Here is a 13,763-nt window from a genome sequence, read left to right on the forward strand (position 1 = left end):
TCAGCTGCCACTTTCCTTTGGGCCTCGATCATCTTTGCCGAGACCGCGAAGGCGGTGTGACAGCAGCATAAGGATGCAGCAGCCCGCGTGAGCCAGATGGTCACGGGAGCTTTCGAGATCTGTATTCTCGCCGGCTAAAGACGCGAATGTATGACGCAGTAGTGCGTCGTACAAACGGCGGTGGTCGAACCCGCCTGTCCAATTGAACGCAGCGTACTTTTGAGCGCCAAAGCCGAAAACGTGCGCGATCTCCGTCAGCGCATCGGCCGGAATCAGGCTCAGCGGAGCCTTGCCGGAATCATGCTTGACGCCTGCCTTTACTCCGGTTTCCACAGTGTCACCTCCTCAGTTGTGAAGTTGTAGTCGCCGTGGCGCAGGATTCGCGCGCAACGGGCCTGGATTAGCGCGTCCTCAGCGGTGAAACCTTTGGACTCATAGACCATCGTGACGGTCACCCACAGGGCGGCCAAGTGCTCCTCTACCGTCAGGCCCAGCAGGGCCTCATGGACGGGCATAAGGAACTCGTCAGCTTTCTTGGGGCCGATGCCGGGACAGCCTTTGTAGTTGTCCACGGTGTCCCCGGTGAGCACTTGCTTCATCCAGAACAGATTGGCTTCGTGCTCGCTGATCGTGCGGGTGCCGATGTCGGGCTTGCCGGGATTGAACAGGCGGCCGGGGATCGTCTGCATGTCCTTGTCGATGGACACGATGATCCGCTTGCCGGGTGCCAGTCGGGGTTTCGGCATGGTCGCGAGCAGACCCAGGATGTCATCGCCTTCGAGATATTCGCGGGTGATGATCTTCTCGGGGTACAGCTCGTGTAAGAAGTCATCCACGGCGTTCCACAGGGCTGGCTTCGGCTTCGTGCGGTTGCTCTTGTAGGTCGGCAGGATTCCCTTGCGGAAGTTGGTGGACACCGAGAGGGGTAGGAGGAAGTTGCGTGTGCCGAACTTCTCCAGCAGCTCCTCGATATAGTCGTCCAGGTCGGCCTTCGCCTTCTCGGGGTTGGTGACTTCTGCGACTACAACCTCAGCGCCGTCGTCCTCGTCTTCCCACTTCACTGTCTTGGTGTTCTTGAAGGACAGTTGGTAGCGTAGAACGTCGGCGTCGATGAGGAGGGTCAGCAAACTGACAGCGTGCCTTCGATGCGCACAACACGTTCGAAGCGCGAAATGTCGTCCCGCAGTTCCTCGCGAAACTTGATGGCACCCGACCGGATCAACTGTTCGGCCAGCTCACGGGCCATGCAGTGCTGCATCGACTCACGCACGTGGTCAACGTACTTGAGATCGAGCGAACTGCGCGAACTCATCATCATGTGATCGACTGTGCGCTGCATGCCGACCTTCAATACCTGTACGTCCTTCATGGAGTTCACTGATTCCTGCATGCCAGCGAGCTGACGCAGCAGATCGGCCTTCGTGGTCTTTGCGTTGTTCATGCGTTCTCCTGGGTTTTACGGATGGCTGCGGCATACTTCGCGAGCTGAAGGTTGTGCTCGGCGGCACGTTCGCGGCTCTTGTGTAGGCGCTTCTGTTTGACGGTCTCGACGATGCCCGCGAGGAGGAATTGAATGAGCTGCTTCATCGGTTCTCTTGGTAATAGGCGGCCACGCGCAGCAGCTCCTCGGGAGTTGCGTTGCTCTTGATCGCGTTGGCTTTGGACGAGATGACCGTGACGTTCCCCTTCGTGTAACCAAGGGTCGGATCGTTGCGGTCGAGGGATGGACTGTTGGGGCCTTGTGCAAGGCCGCCTGTGTTGCGGTACAGCGGTAAGCCCAGCACCGGGCAGAAGTCGGGGATCACCACGTCTTCAACGGTTAGGTTGAAAGGGATACCCCGCTTCTTCGCCCGGTGCTTCGTCAGTGCAAGTAGACGGCTTGCCGGAGTGGCGCTCTGCCTCAGTGGCAGTCGTGCCAGTTGTTGCCGACTTTGAACTCACCAGCCAGCGGACAACGGAAGCCGTAATGCTGACCGGCGCGGAAGATCGCATCGGTAGCGGCGGCACCTACGGTCTCAGCAAGTTCCTCATCGACCTCAAGCTGATACTCGTCATGCACGTTGGCGACGAACTCATAGTTGAGGCCAGGAATCAGGCCGTTTTCTTGCAGACGCTCATCAAGTAGCACGAGAGCCTTCTTCATCACGATGGCACCGGCACCCTGCAGCAGAGTGTTCAATGCAGCGTGAGCACTGCGGACGTGCACCCTGCGGCCATCCAGGCCCTTCAGGTATCCCTGCTTCCGAACGGTGTGTTGGATGGCCTTGATAAGCGCATCCAACGCCGGCAGTCCCTTCAGGAATTGCGCCTTCAGCTCAGCGCCGCGCTTCGCACCCTTGCCGACAATCGAGCCGATCTTCGCGTCACCTGCTCCGTAGAGGAAGGCGTAGATGAAGGTCTTGGCTTCGTTGCGGGTGAGTAGTCCGGCTGCGGTCTGGTTGGTCGTGTGTACGTCACCTTCCAGGATCACCTTCGCGTATGCGCCGCCATCCCATCGGCCCATGAAGTGAGCGAGGCACCGCAGCTCAAGGCCGCTGGCGTCTGCGCCGACTTGCTTCTTGCCCTTGGGCACGCCGAACAACGCACGGCACTCAGGGCCATACAGCGAACCGGAGGAGGGCACCTGTGCCATGTTGGGCGAGGAGTGCGTCATGCGGCCGGTGACTGCGCCGTTCTGATTCACTCGACCGTGGATACGGCCGTCCGCCTTCACTGCCTTGAACCATGCCTGCTTACCTTCGCTGAGCTGACCTAGCCGTTTCTCTACGGTCAGGTATTCGATCAGCAGGGGCACCTCGGGGTACTTCAGGCCCTCCAGCGTGGTCTCATCCATCTTGACCGTGCCGGCGTCAGTGAACTCCGTGGGCTTCCAGCCATAGAGCGCAGTAAGGCGGTCAGCGATGTGCGCGCGTGATCCGGGGTTGAAGGTGACGGTCTTCCACTTCTGGAAGGGGACGCCGACCTCGTAGCCTTTCGTCTTGTTGGCACGCTTCGGGATGATGATGCCGGCCTTGGCCTGCCACGGTGGGAACACCGCACGCAGCTTTTCGACCAGCTCAGCGCGCAAGCCGACGAGCGTCGCCTCCAGCTCCTTGCCCTTCTCTTTGTTGAACAGGAAGCCGTAAGCCTCCTGTCGCCGAAGGATCGGGGCAATGTCGTGTTCCAGGCGGATGCTGTCTTCGCTGAAGCCTTGCGCCATCAGCTTGTCGTACAGCTTGGCGGTGACGCGGATGTCCTGGACGCAGTAGTCGTCCATCTCCTGATTCCACTCCGCCCAAGGGTCGAGGCCATTGGCTTTCATCATGTCGGAGTAGTCGCCCTTCCAGACGCCCATGCGCCAGCCCCACGCTTCGAGCGAGTGCTTGCCCATGAGCTTCTTCGGGTAGATACCAGCAGTTCGCCGGCCCGCTGCAGCGTCCTTCTCGTGCTGCCTGATCCGCTTCACGTCATCGTTGAACAAGTCGGTGAACATGAGTTGGGACATGATGAGCGTGTCCCACACACGGCCCTTCGGCTCGAACCACGGGTAGACCTTCTGGATAGCAGGGATGTCGAAGCCGATGATGTTGTGCCCGCAGATGTCCGGGGCTTCCATCAGGATGCGGAGTGCAGCCTCAATGCTCAGCTTCGATCCGTGATCGTTGGCCCGGTAGGTGATGCCCTTCACGATGTCCCGCATGGCAATGCAGTGAATCGTGTCTAGCTCAGCGAGGAGGCCGTTGGTCTCGCAGTCGAATATGAGCATCGAGTGCTCAGTCGATCAGCGCTTTGACGCGGGCAGCAACGCGCTCGGCGCGGTCGGCTTCGTCGTGCGCGGCGTCGGCCATGTCCAGGAAGTCATGGGCCAGGTCGGTGTGCGACTCGGCAGCGGCGCGGTGATCCAGTGCCAGCTTCTCCAGCTTGGACACGTCCTTGTTGAAGCGGTTGGTGATTGCATCGACGGTGGCCGGCAAGACAGCGGAAACGACAGCAGCGATCAGGTTCTTGAAAAACAGGTTCATGGCAGTTCCTCGACAGTGATGGTCACGCGCACACGTCGGCCGCCCTGCGGGAATCGCAAGGCGGCATCGGTGGCCGTTGGTGGGGTTGCGTAGGGGAAACAGGCGGACGCGGCTGCGCGTAGCGGGGCGTCCTTGGGGATGTAGAAAACGTGCTCGACAACTGCGGACTCAATCAAAAGTCGTTGCTGCCTTCCCCTGGTTCATCAGGGAACATCGGGGCTTCCTCAAGCTCCTGCTCGAGCAGCCGGCCGGTCTCCACGTCGTAGCCGAGGCCGATGGTTTTGCCCGTTGCTTGGCCGGTGAAGCGATCCTTCAAGATGCGGAACGTGGTGTGCTGACGGACAGCGATGTCTTCCGCCTGCTGGTCTCGCTCCAGGCCAAACATGAAGTGACTCCAGAATCCGATGGCGCGGGAGCCTTTGAAGTGACGGATCATCACGCGACCACCTTCCTCGTGTGGCTTGCCCTCGGGCGTAGCCAGATGTGAGATGAGGTAGAAGCAGACGTTGTTGGCCTGAGCGAACGCCGCGATGTCGGCCATGATCTTCTCCAGGGCCTTGCGCTCGTCCTCCTCAGCAGCCGCCAGGGCCGTGAGGTGATCTAGCCAGAAGTGTTTGACGTTCTCTGCAGCGGCCAGGTACTTCATCTTCGCGAGCACGGTGGCCCATTCGGTACTGCCGAATGAGTCGTACATGAAGACGTTGCCGCTGGCTTCGATCTGCTCGAACGCGTCATTCAGTTCTTGTTGTTCCCACGAGCCGTCAGGCACATGGAACCGCTTGCCTGCCAGCTTGCCTGCCACACGCTTGCCGGTCTCGACAGGCGGCTGCTCCAGATAGAACAGGCCGCACTTCTCGTTGAGGGTCACAGCGGTATGGACGATCTCTTGAGTGAACAGGTCGGTCTTACCGACGCCTGTGCCGGCACCGAACGCATAGACCTCACCGTAGCGACGGCCATACGTGGCGTCAGTGAGGGTCGGCAGGAACCACGGCAGTCCACGGGTGATCGCGGCGAGCGCACGCTCCTTGATGTCCCCGAAGGTCACGATGCCATCGGGGCGAAACACCTTGGCGTTCCAGATGGCCGTGATGATCTCGCGGGCCTTGCCCGCCAGCAGCATCTCGTTCGGGTCTTTCATTGAGAGGTGGGCGATCTTGCACTTGCCTGGTGTGAACAGCAGCGCGCACTCCTGTGCGGCGGCCTGGCCCACTTCGTCCATGTCGAACAGCAGCACCACTTCCTCGAACTTCTCCAGCCATTCGAGTTCGCTGGCGATTGCCTTCCTTGCACCCTGCGCGCCGTTCGGGACGGACACGACAGGCCACTTGTTCTCTTGCACCTGGCTGACGCTCAGGCAGTCGATCTCGCCTTCAGTGACGACGATCTTGCGGCCCGGACTCCATAGGTGTTGACCGTACAGGCCAGCGCCCTTGAGTGAGCCACGCACGTTGAACTCTTTGCCGGTGTACCGGACTTTTTGCGCAACCACTTCGCCATCGCGCATGTAGTTGGCGATCTGTACTGGCTTCCCGTGGTGCTCTCCGACTGTGTAGCCGAACTTGGCACAGGTATCCTCTGACAGCCCACGCTTCGTTAGAGCCTGGGACTGTCCGTGTAGAAACTCATCGGACATGCGCTTGCTCCGTTTGGGTGTGTGGGTGCTGTCGCCTTGGCGGGTCTTGCCGCAGGAGAAGCAGTGCGTATGCCCATCGGAATAGAGGGCACACGCATCAGAGGAACCGCAGTCGTCGCAAGAGCCTTTCGAGACCAGCTCGGACTCAGCGGTTTCCACGCTGGATTGACCACATGGTCTTGCGGGTCACCAGGCCGCACTTGCGGCGCAGCGCGGACGTGACCAGAAGACGGTTGATTCGATTCGCGAGGGGTGCAGCAGCGGCCTTCTCAAATGCGATACGCATTGCGGTTGCAGCAGGGGTCATGCAGATTCCTTCAGGCGGTTGATGAGTTTTTCCACAGCGCAGCGGCAGTAGCCGAGTTCGTGCATCGTTTCTTCGATGTGCTCGACGGTCAGACGCAGGCACTTCGCGCGCGGCGGGTGGATGGGGCCGGCGTAACGCTTCTGCGTTGCGCTCAGGGAGTAGCGGATGTAACGCTGACCAGTGGCGTCTCGCGCCTCGGTCTTGATGACCTCGTATCCCGCCGCAACGATCTCGTCGATGCGCGAGGCAAGGCGTCGGATGCGGTACACGCCTTCGGCTTGCCATGAGGTGATGTGTGCTTCGGCACGGAGGTGTGCGAGCACGGTCTTTGATTGCGGCGGGAGGTTCATCAGGGTTCCTTGAGGAGTTCTTTGAGAGAGAGGAGGGGCGGCTCATGGCCGAACACCAACGGCACGCCGTAGACCGAAGCCATGCGCTTCAGTCGATCCATCTGCATCACAGTGAAAATCCCCTTCGTCTCCAGAAACTCGGTCAGTCCGCCGATAAGGCAGACCTGGAGAGAGCTGGAGGCATGGGCGGGCGCAGCAGCACCACGCAAGCTTTCGTCACGTCCTTTTTCCACGGTGCCGTCCCGTCGAATGACGTAGTGAACGGCGATCTCGGAGTAACCCTGGCGGCGGTGTGCGCTCGTCAGTTCCACCACGCCGATGTCGGCAGATGGAGCGGTCATAGAACATGTGACGAAGATGCGCTCGATGGTGTCGAGGGCTTTGATCTTCACAACGAATAAATGCTTAGGGAGGTGTAGGCGGCTTCGCCTGGAGTGGCGAATCGCTTGGTCGTGACCAGGTGGACAATCTGATTGTCGTCAGCCCAATAGCCGCCGATCTTCGTGATGATGTCGAGGGCCGCTTTTGCGGTGTTATCGACATCCATGCGGGGGAAGAACAGCTTGGACGTGCGGGCCTTCGTGCAGACGGCCGTGGTCACAACGAGGAGCGGGAGGTTCTTGTCGAGCCAGAGGTTGCCTTGGGGGATGACCTTGATTGCAGCGTCGATCCACTGCTTGTACGGCTTTGCGATGTAGGTGCCCCACTTGGTAACGCGGGGGCGGGATGCGGGTAGAGGTTCGAGTGGGATGACGATGGTGGCGAGATGTCCCGCCACCACTGCTTCCGGCTTCATGCCCGGTGTCAGGAACTTAGAAGTCCCCGCTGCCGCCATTCTCGCCCTCGTCGCTACCCGACTCGTCGGCGTCGAACGAGCCATATGCCGATGCTTCGTTGTCGGCCTCGTAGCCGCCTTCGTCTTCGCCGAAGCCGCAGCCTGCAGCGGTCACGCTGCCGAACGTCACCAGCTCCAGCAGCTTCACGCCGACAAGCTTCGGTGACAGGTAGAACTTCTTGGCGCTCGGCACGCCGCCGCCGCCCAACTCACAGGCAACGCGGAGAACCGAACCGCCACCGATGGTCGGAGGGTTCTTGATTTCCTTGCCCTTGCTGTCGAAGATCGTGGGCTTGCGCGTCCACGGCTTGTTGGTCTTCTTGCTAACGCCGCTCGCCTTCATCTTGAAGTTGATCGTGATGCGGCCGGTTTCTTCGCCTTCCTTGTCCAGCTCCTCGGTGAACACCGGGGCAACCTCGAACTTCTTGTGAGCCGGCTTCTCAGCCTTGAACTCCTCGAACAGTTCGTCGCGGACTTTCTCCAGCGTGGTGATGAGTTTCTGCACTTCGGGCAGGTTCGGATCGAACGCCAGTCGTGCGGTGTACTCGCCTTCGGGCTTGAACTTCGTGTCCGGGGCGTTGAGGTTCGGCCATACGGCCACGCCCTTTGGGGTGTTGAGAATCGGGTATTTCTTCTGTGCCATTCAGTCTTCCGGGTAGGGGTTTGAGATTGCAGTCAGCACGGCGGTGTCGATGCCGGCCGTGTGGAGATTGCGCAGGGTCGTTCGGGACAGGGAGTCGGTTTCATCCAGCTCCCGATAGGCGTCCCGTAGGAGTTCGGTGGGGGTCATCACGGATATTTCTTCTTGATCTCGCCTTCGACGTAGAGCGCCACGGCAGAGAAGTAGTCCTGGTTGTTGAAGCGGGCATCCGCCTCCATTCGCCCGACCACGCTGAGGAGTTCGCGAGGGTCGATGTCGAGGACTTCGGCTGTCACTTTCAGCGCGGCGGCCAGTGCGAGAACCTGGCGGGCCGGATGGAGGTCTTGCAGAGCACTCACGACCTCAAAGGCCCCCTGAGCCGCAGCTTCAGGGGACGACGAGAGAACGCGGTCGCGAACGGTTGACGCGATGCTCAAGAAAAGCGCGCCATCAGGCCGAGGTTCGTATCGATGCGGCCATAGTTGATGCCGGACATCGGACGAGGCCACGAGTGGCGCAGCAGGTGCTTGTACGCGCGCCACTTGATTGCGCGCTTGATCTCGCCGGTGACGGTGAGGATCAGTTGCAGATCGTTGGTGCGCGTGGCGGCTACTGCCATGCGCTGCATACGCTTCGAGTAGAACGGAGAGAGGGTGCGAGCCTTAGCCATGTTTGCGGTTCCAGAGGTTGCGAAAGGAGTTGCCGATGCGGCGGAATGCGCTGTAGATCAGTGAGCCAATCCACAGGCCGGCGAGAGCGCCGAGCGACAGAACGAGGAGGGAGAGGCCGATGACATCTCCAGGAGTCCAGACCAGCACCGGCTCAGCCCTCAACCAGATCGCGGCAGGCCGCGCGGAAGTCCGCGAGGGTTCCGTGGGTTGCTGGGTTGTAGATGGCGAGCACCACGCCGTAGCGGTCGGTAGCCGTGTGGGTCTGCAACATCGCGTTGTATTGAATGCTCATGCGAATCCTCAATGGTTGATTTGTGTCAAGTGTCTAGGCAAAGAAATAGAGGGACTGCTCCACCAGGGAGAGGTCCAAGTTGCCGTTAGGCGGAAGCTCGGGAAGTTCTATGGCTACCTCAGCGGGAAGCTGAGCGGCCAGCTCGTTGCGGAAGTCGGTGAGGACTTCACGGGAATACTGCTCGTTGAATGCAGCTCTCAGCGAGGCCGCCAGCACGTCGGTGTCCGCCGCGTGGGTACCGTATGAATCGTGGATCATGGCGAAGTCCGCAATGCCATTCTCAAGGGCGGTGCAGACGGTGAGCATCAGGTGAGCCGCGTCACAGGAGTGGATGAAGTTCGGCGAGATGCCGAGCGCCTGTCTGCGTGAATCGAGTTTTGTTCCTTCTACGCTGGTTGTTATACGTACCGACCGACCGCCGATGTGAGTCTCCACGCGGGTTCCAAGTGATTCTCGGTACTCTTGAAGGACCGGGAATCCGGCTGGCGTCGTCCAGCTCACAGGCATGTCGCCTTTCGCTGCAACCTTCGCCGACGACTTCAGCCAGTCCATCGCCACGCGTGCAGCGATCACGACCTGACCGATGGCATCCCACAGGACGCCAGCGAGATATGAAGCTTCTTCGTGAGCGCCCTTGTCGCGGGCGTTGCCCATCTTCTCCATGAGCTGCCCACGCATACCGGCTTTGGTTACGCCATACGGCAGAGTCATCACCGGGCGCTTCACGATGTCTCTCGTGAGCAGGTCGTCCCATCTAGCCGCCATCGGGTCGCCGGCTTCGGCTTCCTTCTTAATGCGCTCGGCGGCCACCTTCATTACCTGCGTATAGATGTCAGCGGGTTTCTCCTGCGGGATCAGGTTGGTTGCCTTGCCGCCCACGGGATCGCGCAACATGGCGCTGAAGTTCTGCAGGCCATTGCATGACCCGTCGAGGGCGATGGGGAGGTGCGACACGAACTCTGTGCCAGTCATTACATAGCCGGCCCACTCGAAGCAGGCGGCCAGCGCCGACCACGGGGAATCGGCTTCAGTCCAGAAGCGTTGCCCGTCGAGCGGCTGGAGAGCGGAGTCGAGAATCTGCTCCTGGTGATCATTCACCCACTGGATGCGCTCAGCGAACGGCACCTTGTCCACCCCGAACAGGTTGGCTACGTGAATCGCCAGCCAGCGGGCACCACTGGAGCCAAGGGGTTTCCCCTTGGCGAACGTCAGCAGAGCCTTTGCCTGGTCATCGCCCTGGGGATTCAGGGTGCCTGGTACAGGATAGACGCGGCCCCGGAAGTCCAGGGAGTGAGGGAAATAGATAGCCTCCTCGGGTGCGAAGCGGGCGGCGAGGGCGATCTTCTGCGCTGCCGAGACGCGCTGTGACGTAGAGCGGGCGTTCTCCTCATATATGTCAGCGCGCTTGCGCTTCCAAGCCTTGAACTCCTCGGGTTGCTCTACCTTATATGTGTCCATGTCGAACGACGGGAGACCCGGCAGCTCGATAAGGTCACGGCAGGGCAGGCCAGCGATACCGCCGCCAGCGTCCCACGCGTCTCGCATGACAGTGAGAACGGACGTGTTCACCTTCCAAGCTGTTGACTGGATCGCGTTGATCGACTGATACACGGCCGGCATGTCCACGTTGCCCAGTTCGCGCAGGTAGGACTTGTTCCGTGTGCGAACCAGCGACACCAGGCCGCCAGCGTCAGTCAGGTAGCCGCCACCCTTGGAGGAAACCCAGGGGTTCGGGGGCACCAGCATGGGCATGCGGATGGGGCTGAAGTGGGCCGCCGCATCGTGAGCGTTCTCAAGCCAGTCGAGAACCTGTTGGGTGCCGCGTAGGAGGATGCGCTCCCGCTCGCGGCCGTGGGATGAATCATTGAACAGGACGGCAAAGCCGGTGGACTCAATGAACAGCTCGACCATCTTCATGCCGAAGTGGATGCCGTCATTGCCGGAGAATCCGAACTGTTCCAGCTCGACTCTGCGGGTTGCCGCTTCCATTACGTTGCGGGAGTGGCGCTGTGACGTGCTCTTTTTGAGGACGCCTTGGAGGTGCTTGTATAGACCAGGGGAGACCTCGCGGAATCGCGAGTAGTTGATGGAGTCCTCAATCGTCGCGGCAATGGTTTCGGCTACCGCCTGCACACGGGTGTCTCTGTTCGAGATCGCGTTTAGGCAGTGTCGGACTGTGATGTAGGCCAGCTCAGCGGATGGGAACTTCTCAGCCCAGCGCACAGAGGTGTGCTTTTTACCGGGCTTACCGTTTCGAGCCTCAGCCACGAAGGTGTCGATGGCTTCAGCGAGCGGGGGGATGCTGTCGTTAATCAGGCGACGACCGGGGCCGGTGTCTGCCTCGTCTTGGCGACCGTGCTCTTTCTGATAGCGGTCGATGCCAAGGGTCAGGGATTCTTCTTCGAGGGCAAGCTGTCTGTCGCGGAGGGACGTGGTGTGCTGCACGGTATCCATGCGGGTCTCCTAGAAACGAAAAAAGGCCCCGGTTAGGGGGCCTTGAGGTGGTCGATGAGTTGTTGGTGGCTTAGGCGGCGAGGAGCGCCTGTCGGCGTAGCCGATCGATTAGCAGCAGCCCCTTGCCGGTGACGTGCGGCCAGCGGTGGACGTTGCCGTTAGCGATCACATGAGACTTAGTGGTGAATTGCCCGTCGTCGATGTAACGCTGGTAGGGCATGACGGACTTGCCCTGACGGAATAGGACCTTCTTCTCGATGAGGAACTTCATCAGACGCTGATCGCTGAAGCCGAACTGCTTGCCGGCTTCCCGGATACAGATGGTGCGTTCGTCAGCCATTGTTGCGTCGGCGTAAGCGACCAACGGACGCTCTGCCTCAATCTGCTTCTCCAGTACCTCGTTTCGCTCGGCCACTTGAAGGGCCATGCGGAACATCTGGACGTAGTTGACCTCAGATGGGACGACCATCTGGCCGCCCACAGAGGTTGTTTGCCGGGATGCCTTGAAGCCACGGTAGACTTCCAGCTTGAATGCGGGGCTGATCCAGGCTGCGTAGTCCATCACTATGTCCTCGTGAACATAGGTACCACCGTAGCGGCCCTTGCTCATCTCGATGGGCTTAATCCTCACATCTGAGGATTTAGAAATCTCGGTGGAGAGTGCTGCTGTTGTTTCTAGCCGCAGGTAGTTGGCTGGCTGGTGCCGCCTGTCTTCCCCCGCAGCTTTGTGAAGGTCGTTCAGGCAGTACCGCCCCTCCATATCTTTGCGGATCGGAGTGGCGAGGATCATCATGGCAACGGTTCTGCTGGCAGCGGTGGCGTGGGTGGTGATCTGGTTCATGGTCGTCTCCTTGGGCACATAAAGAAGCCCCGGAACCGTGAGGCGCCGAGGCTGGAATTGAAGGCGGGGAAGGGACACACTGGTGCCCTAGAAGTGCTCATAAAGAGTCTTTAGGTTCTCTCTCTTGGATCGTCTCCCCTAGGCTGGTTGTTTTACCCCTGTGGTACCTGGCGATGGCACCTTGAAAGGCGCCGAAGACAGCCAATTGGCAGCGAAATCGTCACCTGATAAGCTAAGTGGCTGATCTGTGTCTCGGTGCATCGCTTTTAGGTTCTGGCGACTAATAATCGTGGGGGTTCGAGTCCCCCCTTTCGCACCAAGCCAGATGATTTTCTTTTTTTGCCGGCGGCAATGGCTGCCATGGTGCCTGTTGCAGGCCCATAACATCAGGTTGTACCAGGAGACGTCATGCAGGTTTCGGTTGAAAACATCGGCACGCTCGAGCGCAAGCTCACGGTGAAATTTCCCGCAGAGCGGTTCGAGACGCAGGTGACTGCACGTATCGCGGAAATGGGTCGCACGGTTCGCCTCAAGGGCTTTCGTCCGGGCAAGGTGCCTACCACGGTCATCAAGCAGCGCTTCGGCGCGCAGGTGCGTGGAGAGGTTCTTTCCGACCTGATCGGCAGCACGTTGCGTGAAGCCGTGGAGCAGGAAAAGCTGCAGCCGATCGCCAATCCCTCGATCAATACGACCGGTCAGCCGGAGAACGGCGAAATCGCCTATACCGCCACCTTCGAGGTCATGCCCGAGTTTCCGGCTATCGACGTGTCCGGGCTGGAGATCAATCGTCCCGTCGCCGAGGTGACCGACGCCGATATCGACAAGATGCTGGAAACCCTGCGCCAGCAGCGTCGTAGCTTCGATGAAGTCGAGCGCGCATCGGCCGAGGGTGATTTCGTGATGTTCGAGTATTCCGCGCAGGCTGGCGACTATCGTTTCCCGGCGGAAGGCATGGAGCGTGCCGGCAGCGTGTTGGGCTCGGGCAACCTGTTCAAGGCACTGGACGACGCCTTGCTTACTCGCACGGCCGATGACAGCTTCGACACCGAAATCGCCTTCCCGGATGATTTCCGCAATGAAGAACTGGCTGGCAAGACAGCAAAAGTCAGCTTCAAGATCATCAAGGTGCAGGAGCCGAAGCTGCCCGAGATCGATAGCGAATTCGCCCGGTTGTTCGGCATCGAGGACGGTGATCTGGAAGTCTTCCGCAAGGAGGTGCGCGCGAATCTCGAGCGTGAGCTGAAGGCCGCACTGATGGCGCGTTTGAAGTCCGAAGTGGCGGAAAAGCTCGCCAACACGCACGGCGAGCTGGATGTGCCCAAGCTGATGGTGCAGTCTGAGGCGCAGAACATGGCCGCCGGGAACGTTCCGCGTGGTCAGCAGCCGCCGCCGCAGTTGATCGAAGCTGCCATGCCAATCGCGCACAAGCGCGTGATCGCGGGCCTGCTGATGGGTGAAATCGCTCGCAAGCAGTCGCTGGTGATCGACCGCAAGCGCATTGCCGAGCAGCTGGCCGCGATTGCCTCCACCTACGAAGAGCCCGAGAAAGTCATTGAACTCTACAACGGCGACCCCCAATTGATGTCTGGGCTGCAGAATCGAGTGATGGAAGACCAAGTCGCGGAGTGGGTGGCAGAACATGCTAAAACTACGCAGCAGGATCTGAGTTTCGATGACGTGATGCGTCCGGCTAACGCCTGAGCCATACTAGGTCCATTCAACGGAGAGCTGCAAGC

General features: G+C 60.1%; 21 protein-coding genes. 1 reads left to right on the forward strand and 20 read right to left on the reverse strand.

Features of this window, described 5'->3' with window-relative positions:
* The 20 genes from HDE80_RS06790 to HDE80_RS06885 all read right to left on the reverse strand — a co-directional run bounded on the left by HDE80_RS06790 (window position 1) and on the right by HDE80_RS06885 (window position 12,027).
* Window positions 1-333: a dATP/dGTP diphosphohydrolase domain-containing protein gene (locus tag HDE80_RS06790; RefSeq protein ID WP_184669137.1), complete on the reverse strand. Its 333-nt coding sequence runs from the start codon at window positions 331-333 to the stop codon at window positions 1-3.
* Complete coding sequence (locus tag HDE80_RS06795) at window positions 318-1,127, reverse strand: phage exonuclease (RefSeq protein WP_184669139.1); 810 nt, start codon at window positions 1,125-1,127, stop codon at window positions 318-320. Before HDE80_RS06795 ends, HDE80_RS06790 begins: the two co-directional genes overlap by 16 nt.
* Complete coding sequence (locus HDE80_RS06800; protein WP_184669141.1) at window positions 1,121-1,441, reverse strand: hypothetical protein; 321 nt, start codon at window positions 1,439-1,441, stop codon at window positions 1,121-1,123. Before HDE80_RS06800 ends, HDE80_RS06795 begins: the two co-directional genes overlap by 7 nt.
* Window positions 1,438-1,587 carry a hypothetical protein gene (locus HDE80_RS06805; protein WP_184669143.1) on the reverse strand — a complete coding sequence of 50 codons (150 nt, stop codon included), beginning with the start codon at window positions 1,585-1,587 and terminating at the stop codon, window positions 1,438-1,440. The genes HDE80_RS06800 and HDE80_RS06805 overlap by 4 nt, the downstream gene beginning before the upstream one ends.
* Window positions 1,584-1,805, reverse strand: coding sequence for a hypothetical protein (locus HDE80_RS06810; protein ID WP_184669145.1), 222 nt, complete (start codon window positions 1,803-1,805; stop codon window positions 1,584-1,586). Before HDE80_RS06810 ends, HDE80_RS06805 begins: the two co-directional genes overlap by 4 nt.
* A gap of 95 nt (window positions 1,806-1,900) precedes the next feature.
* On the reverse strand, window positions 1,901-3,745 hold the full coding sequence (locus tag HDE80_RS06815; RefSeq protein WP_184669147.1) for a DNA polymerase: 1,845 nt from the start codon (window positions 3,743-3,745) through the stop codon (window positions 1,901-1,903).
* A 7-nt stretch (window positions 3,746-3,752) separates the two neighbouring features.
* Window positions 3,753-4,001 carry a hypothetical protein gene (locus HDE80_RS06820; RefSeq protein WP_184669149.1) on the reverse strand — a complete coding sequence of 83 codons (249 nt, stop codon included), beginning with the start codon at window positions 3,999-4,001 and terminating at the stop codon, window positions 3,753-3,755.
* On the reverse strand, window positions 3,998-4,177 hold the full coding sequence (locus HDE80_RS06825) for a hypothetical protein (RefSeq protein WP_184669151.1): 180 nt from the start codon (window positions 4,175-4,177) through the stop codon (window positions 3,998-4,000). Before HDE80_RS06825 ends, HDE80_RS06820 begins: the two co-directional genes overlap by 4 nt.
* Window positions 4,174-5,637: a toprim domain-containing protein gene (locus tag HDE80_RS06830; protein WP_221437461.1), complete on the reverse strand. Its 1,464-nt coding sequence runs from the start codon at window positions 5,635-5,637 to the stop codon at window positions 4,174-4,176. The genes HDE80_RS06825 and HDE80_RS06830 overlap by 4 nt, the downstream gene beginning before the upstream one ends.
* Before the next feature lie 145 nt (window positions 5,638-5,782).
* On the reverse strand, window positions 5,783-5,944 hold the full coding sequence (locus tag HDE80_RS06835; RefSeq protein ID WP_184669153.1) for a hypothetical protein: 162 nt from the start codon (window positions 5,942-5,944) through the stop codon (window positions 5,783-5,785).
* Window positions 5,941-6,294: a helix-turn-helix domain-containing protein gene (locus HDE80_RS06840; RefSeq protein ID WP_184669155.1), complete on the reverse strand. Its 354-nt coding sequence runs from the start codon at window positions 6,292-6,294 to the stop codon at window positions 5,941-5,943. Before HDE80_RS06840 ends, HDE80_RS06835 begins: the two co-directional genes overlap by 4 nt.
* Entirely contained in the window at window positions 6,294-6,686 is a 393-nt protein-coding gene (locus HDE80_RS06845; RefSeq protein WP_184669164.1) for an N-acetylmuramoyl-L-alanine amidase, read from the reverse strand. Before HDE80_RS06845 ends, HDE80_RS06840 begins: the two co-directional genes overlap by 1 nt.
* The gene (locus HDE80_RS06850) at window positions 6,683-7,090 is read right to left on the reverse strand and encodes a RusA family crossover junction endodeoxyribonuclease (RefSeq protein ID WP_184669172.1); all 408 of its coding nucleotides are present in this window, start codon (window positions 7,088-7,090) and stop codon (window positions 6,683-6,685) included. Before HDE80_RS06850 ends, HDE80_RS06845 begins: the two co-directional genes overlap by 4 nt.
* Window positions 7,091-7,106: 16 nt before the next feature.
* Window positions 7,107-7,772 carry a hypothetical protein gene (locus tag HDE80_RS06855; RefSeq protein ID WP_184669174.1) on the reverse strand — a complete coding sequence of 222 codons (666 nt, stop codon included), beginning with the start codon at window positions 7,770-7,772 and terminating at the stop codon, window positions 7,107-7,109.
* Window positions 7,773-7,919: a hypothetical protein gene (locus HDE80_RS06860; protein ID WP_184669176.1), complete on the reverse strand. Its 147-nt coding sequence runs from the start codon at window positions 7,917-7,919 to the stop codon at window positions 7,773-7,775.
* Window positions 7,919-8,206, reverse strand: a complete 288-nt coding sequence (locus HDE80_RS06865; RefSeq protein WP_221437462.1) for a hypothetical protein — start codon at window positions 8,204-8,206, stop codon at window positions 7,919-7,921. The genes HDE80_RS06860 and HDE80_RS06865 overlap by 1 nt, the downstream gene beginning before the upstream one ends.
* Complete coding sequence (locus HDE80_RS06870) at window positions 8,203-8,439, reverse strand: hypothetical protein (protein WP_184669179.1); 237 nt, start codon at window positions 8,437-8,439, stop codon at window positions 8,203-8,205. Before HDE80_RS06870 ends, HDE80_RS06865 begins: the two co-directional genes overlap by 4 nt.
* A gap of 152 nt (window positions 8,440-8,591) precedes the next feature.
* A complete protein-coding gene (locus tag HDE80_RS06875; RefSeq protein WP_184669181.1) occupies window positions 8,592-8,732 on the reverse strand; it encodes a hypothetical protein in 141 nt (46 codons plus the stop codon).
* Window positions 8,733-8,765: 33 nt separating this feature from the next.
* Entirely contained in the window at window positions 8,766-11,186 is a 2,421-nt protein-coding gene (locus tag HDE80_RS06880; RefSeq protein WP_184669183.1) for a DNA-directed RNA polymerase, read from the reverse strand.
* A gap of 70 nt (window positions 11,187-11,256) precedes the next feature.
* The gene (locus tag HDE80_RS06885; RefSeq protein WP_184669193.1) at window positions 11,257-12,027 is read right to left on the reverse strand and encodes a KilA-N domain-containing protein; all 771 of its coding nucleotides are present in this window, start codon (window positions 12,025-12,027) and stop codon (window positions 11,257-11,259) included.
* Between the two features lie 408 nt (window positions 12,028-12,435).
* On the opposite strand from HDE80_RS06885, the gene tig reads away from it, so the two are divergent.
* Entirely contained in the window at window positions 12,436-13,728 is a 1,293-nt protein-coding gene (gene tig / locus HDE80_RS06890) for a trigger factor (RefSeq protein WP_184669197.1), read from the forward strand.
* Window positions 13,729-13,763 lie beyond the last annotated feature (35 nt).

Source organism: Rhodanobacter sp. A1T4 (genome assembly GCF_014207185.1).
GTDB lineage: Bacteria > Pseudomonadota > Gammaproteobacteria > Xanthomonadales > Rhodanobacteraceae > Rhodanobacter.

Coding starts and splice junctions, on each gene's coding strand:
- HDE80_RS06800 (WP_184669141.1), bottom strand. CDS start 1,441: ATGAACAACGCAAAGACCACGAAGGCCGATCTGCTGCGTCAGCTCGCT.
- HDE80_RS06805 (WP_184669143.1), bottom strand. CDS start 1,587: ATGAAGCAGCTCATTCAATTCCTCCTCGCGGGCATCGTCGAGACCGTC.
- HDE80_RS06815 (WP_184669147.1), bottom strand. CDS start 3,745: ATGCTCATATTCGACTGCGAGACCAACGGCCTCCTCGCTGAGCTAGAC.
- HDE80_RS06820 (WP_184669149.1), bottom strand. CDS start 4,001: ATGAACCTGTTTTTCAAGAACCTGATCGCTGCTGTCGTTTCCGCTGTC.
- HDE80_RS06830 (WP_221437461.1), bottom strand. CDS start 5,637: ATGTCCGATGAGTTTCTACACGGACAGTCCCAGGCTCTAACGAAGCGT.
- HDE80_RS06835 (WP_184669153.1), bottom strand. CDS start 5,944: ATGACCCCTGCTGCAACCGCAATGCGTATCGCATTTGAGAAGGCCGCT.
- HDE80_RS06840 (WP_184669155.1), bottom strand. CDS start 6,294: ATGAACCTCCCGCCGCAATCAAAGACCGTGCTCGCACACCTCCGTGCC.
- HDE80_RS06850 (WP_184669172.1), bottom strand. CDS start 7,090: ATGAAGCCGGAAGCAGTGGTGGCGGGACATCTCGCCACCATCGTCATC.
- HDE80_RS06855 (WP_184669174.1), bottom strand. CDS start 7,772: ATGGCACAGAAGAAATACCCGATTCTCAACACCCCAAAGGGCGTGGCC.
- HDE80_RS06860 (WP_184669176.1), bottom strand. CDS start 7,919: ATGACCCCCACCGAACTCCTACGGGACGCCTATCGGGAGCTGGATGAA.
- HDE80_RS06870 (WP_184669179.1), bottom strand. CDS start 8,439: ATGGCTAAGGCTCGCACCCTCTCTCCGTTCTACTCGAAGCGTATGCAG.
- HDE80_RS06875 (WP_184669181.1), bottom strand. CDS start 8,732: ATGAGCATTCAATACAACGCGATGTTGCAGACCCACACGGCTACCGAC.
- HDE80_RS06880 (WP_184669183.1), bottom strand. CDS start 11,186: ATGGATACCGTGCAGCACACCACGTCCCTCCGCGACAGACAGCTTGCC.
- HDE80_RS06885 (WP_184669193.1), bottom strand. CDS start 12,027: ATGAACCAGATCACCACCCACGCCACCGCTGCCAGCAGAACCGTTGCC.
- tig (WP_184669197.1), top strand. CDS start 12,436: ATGCAGGTTTCGGTTGAAAACATCGGCACGCTCGAGCGCAAGCTCACG.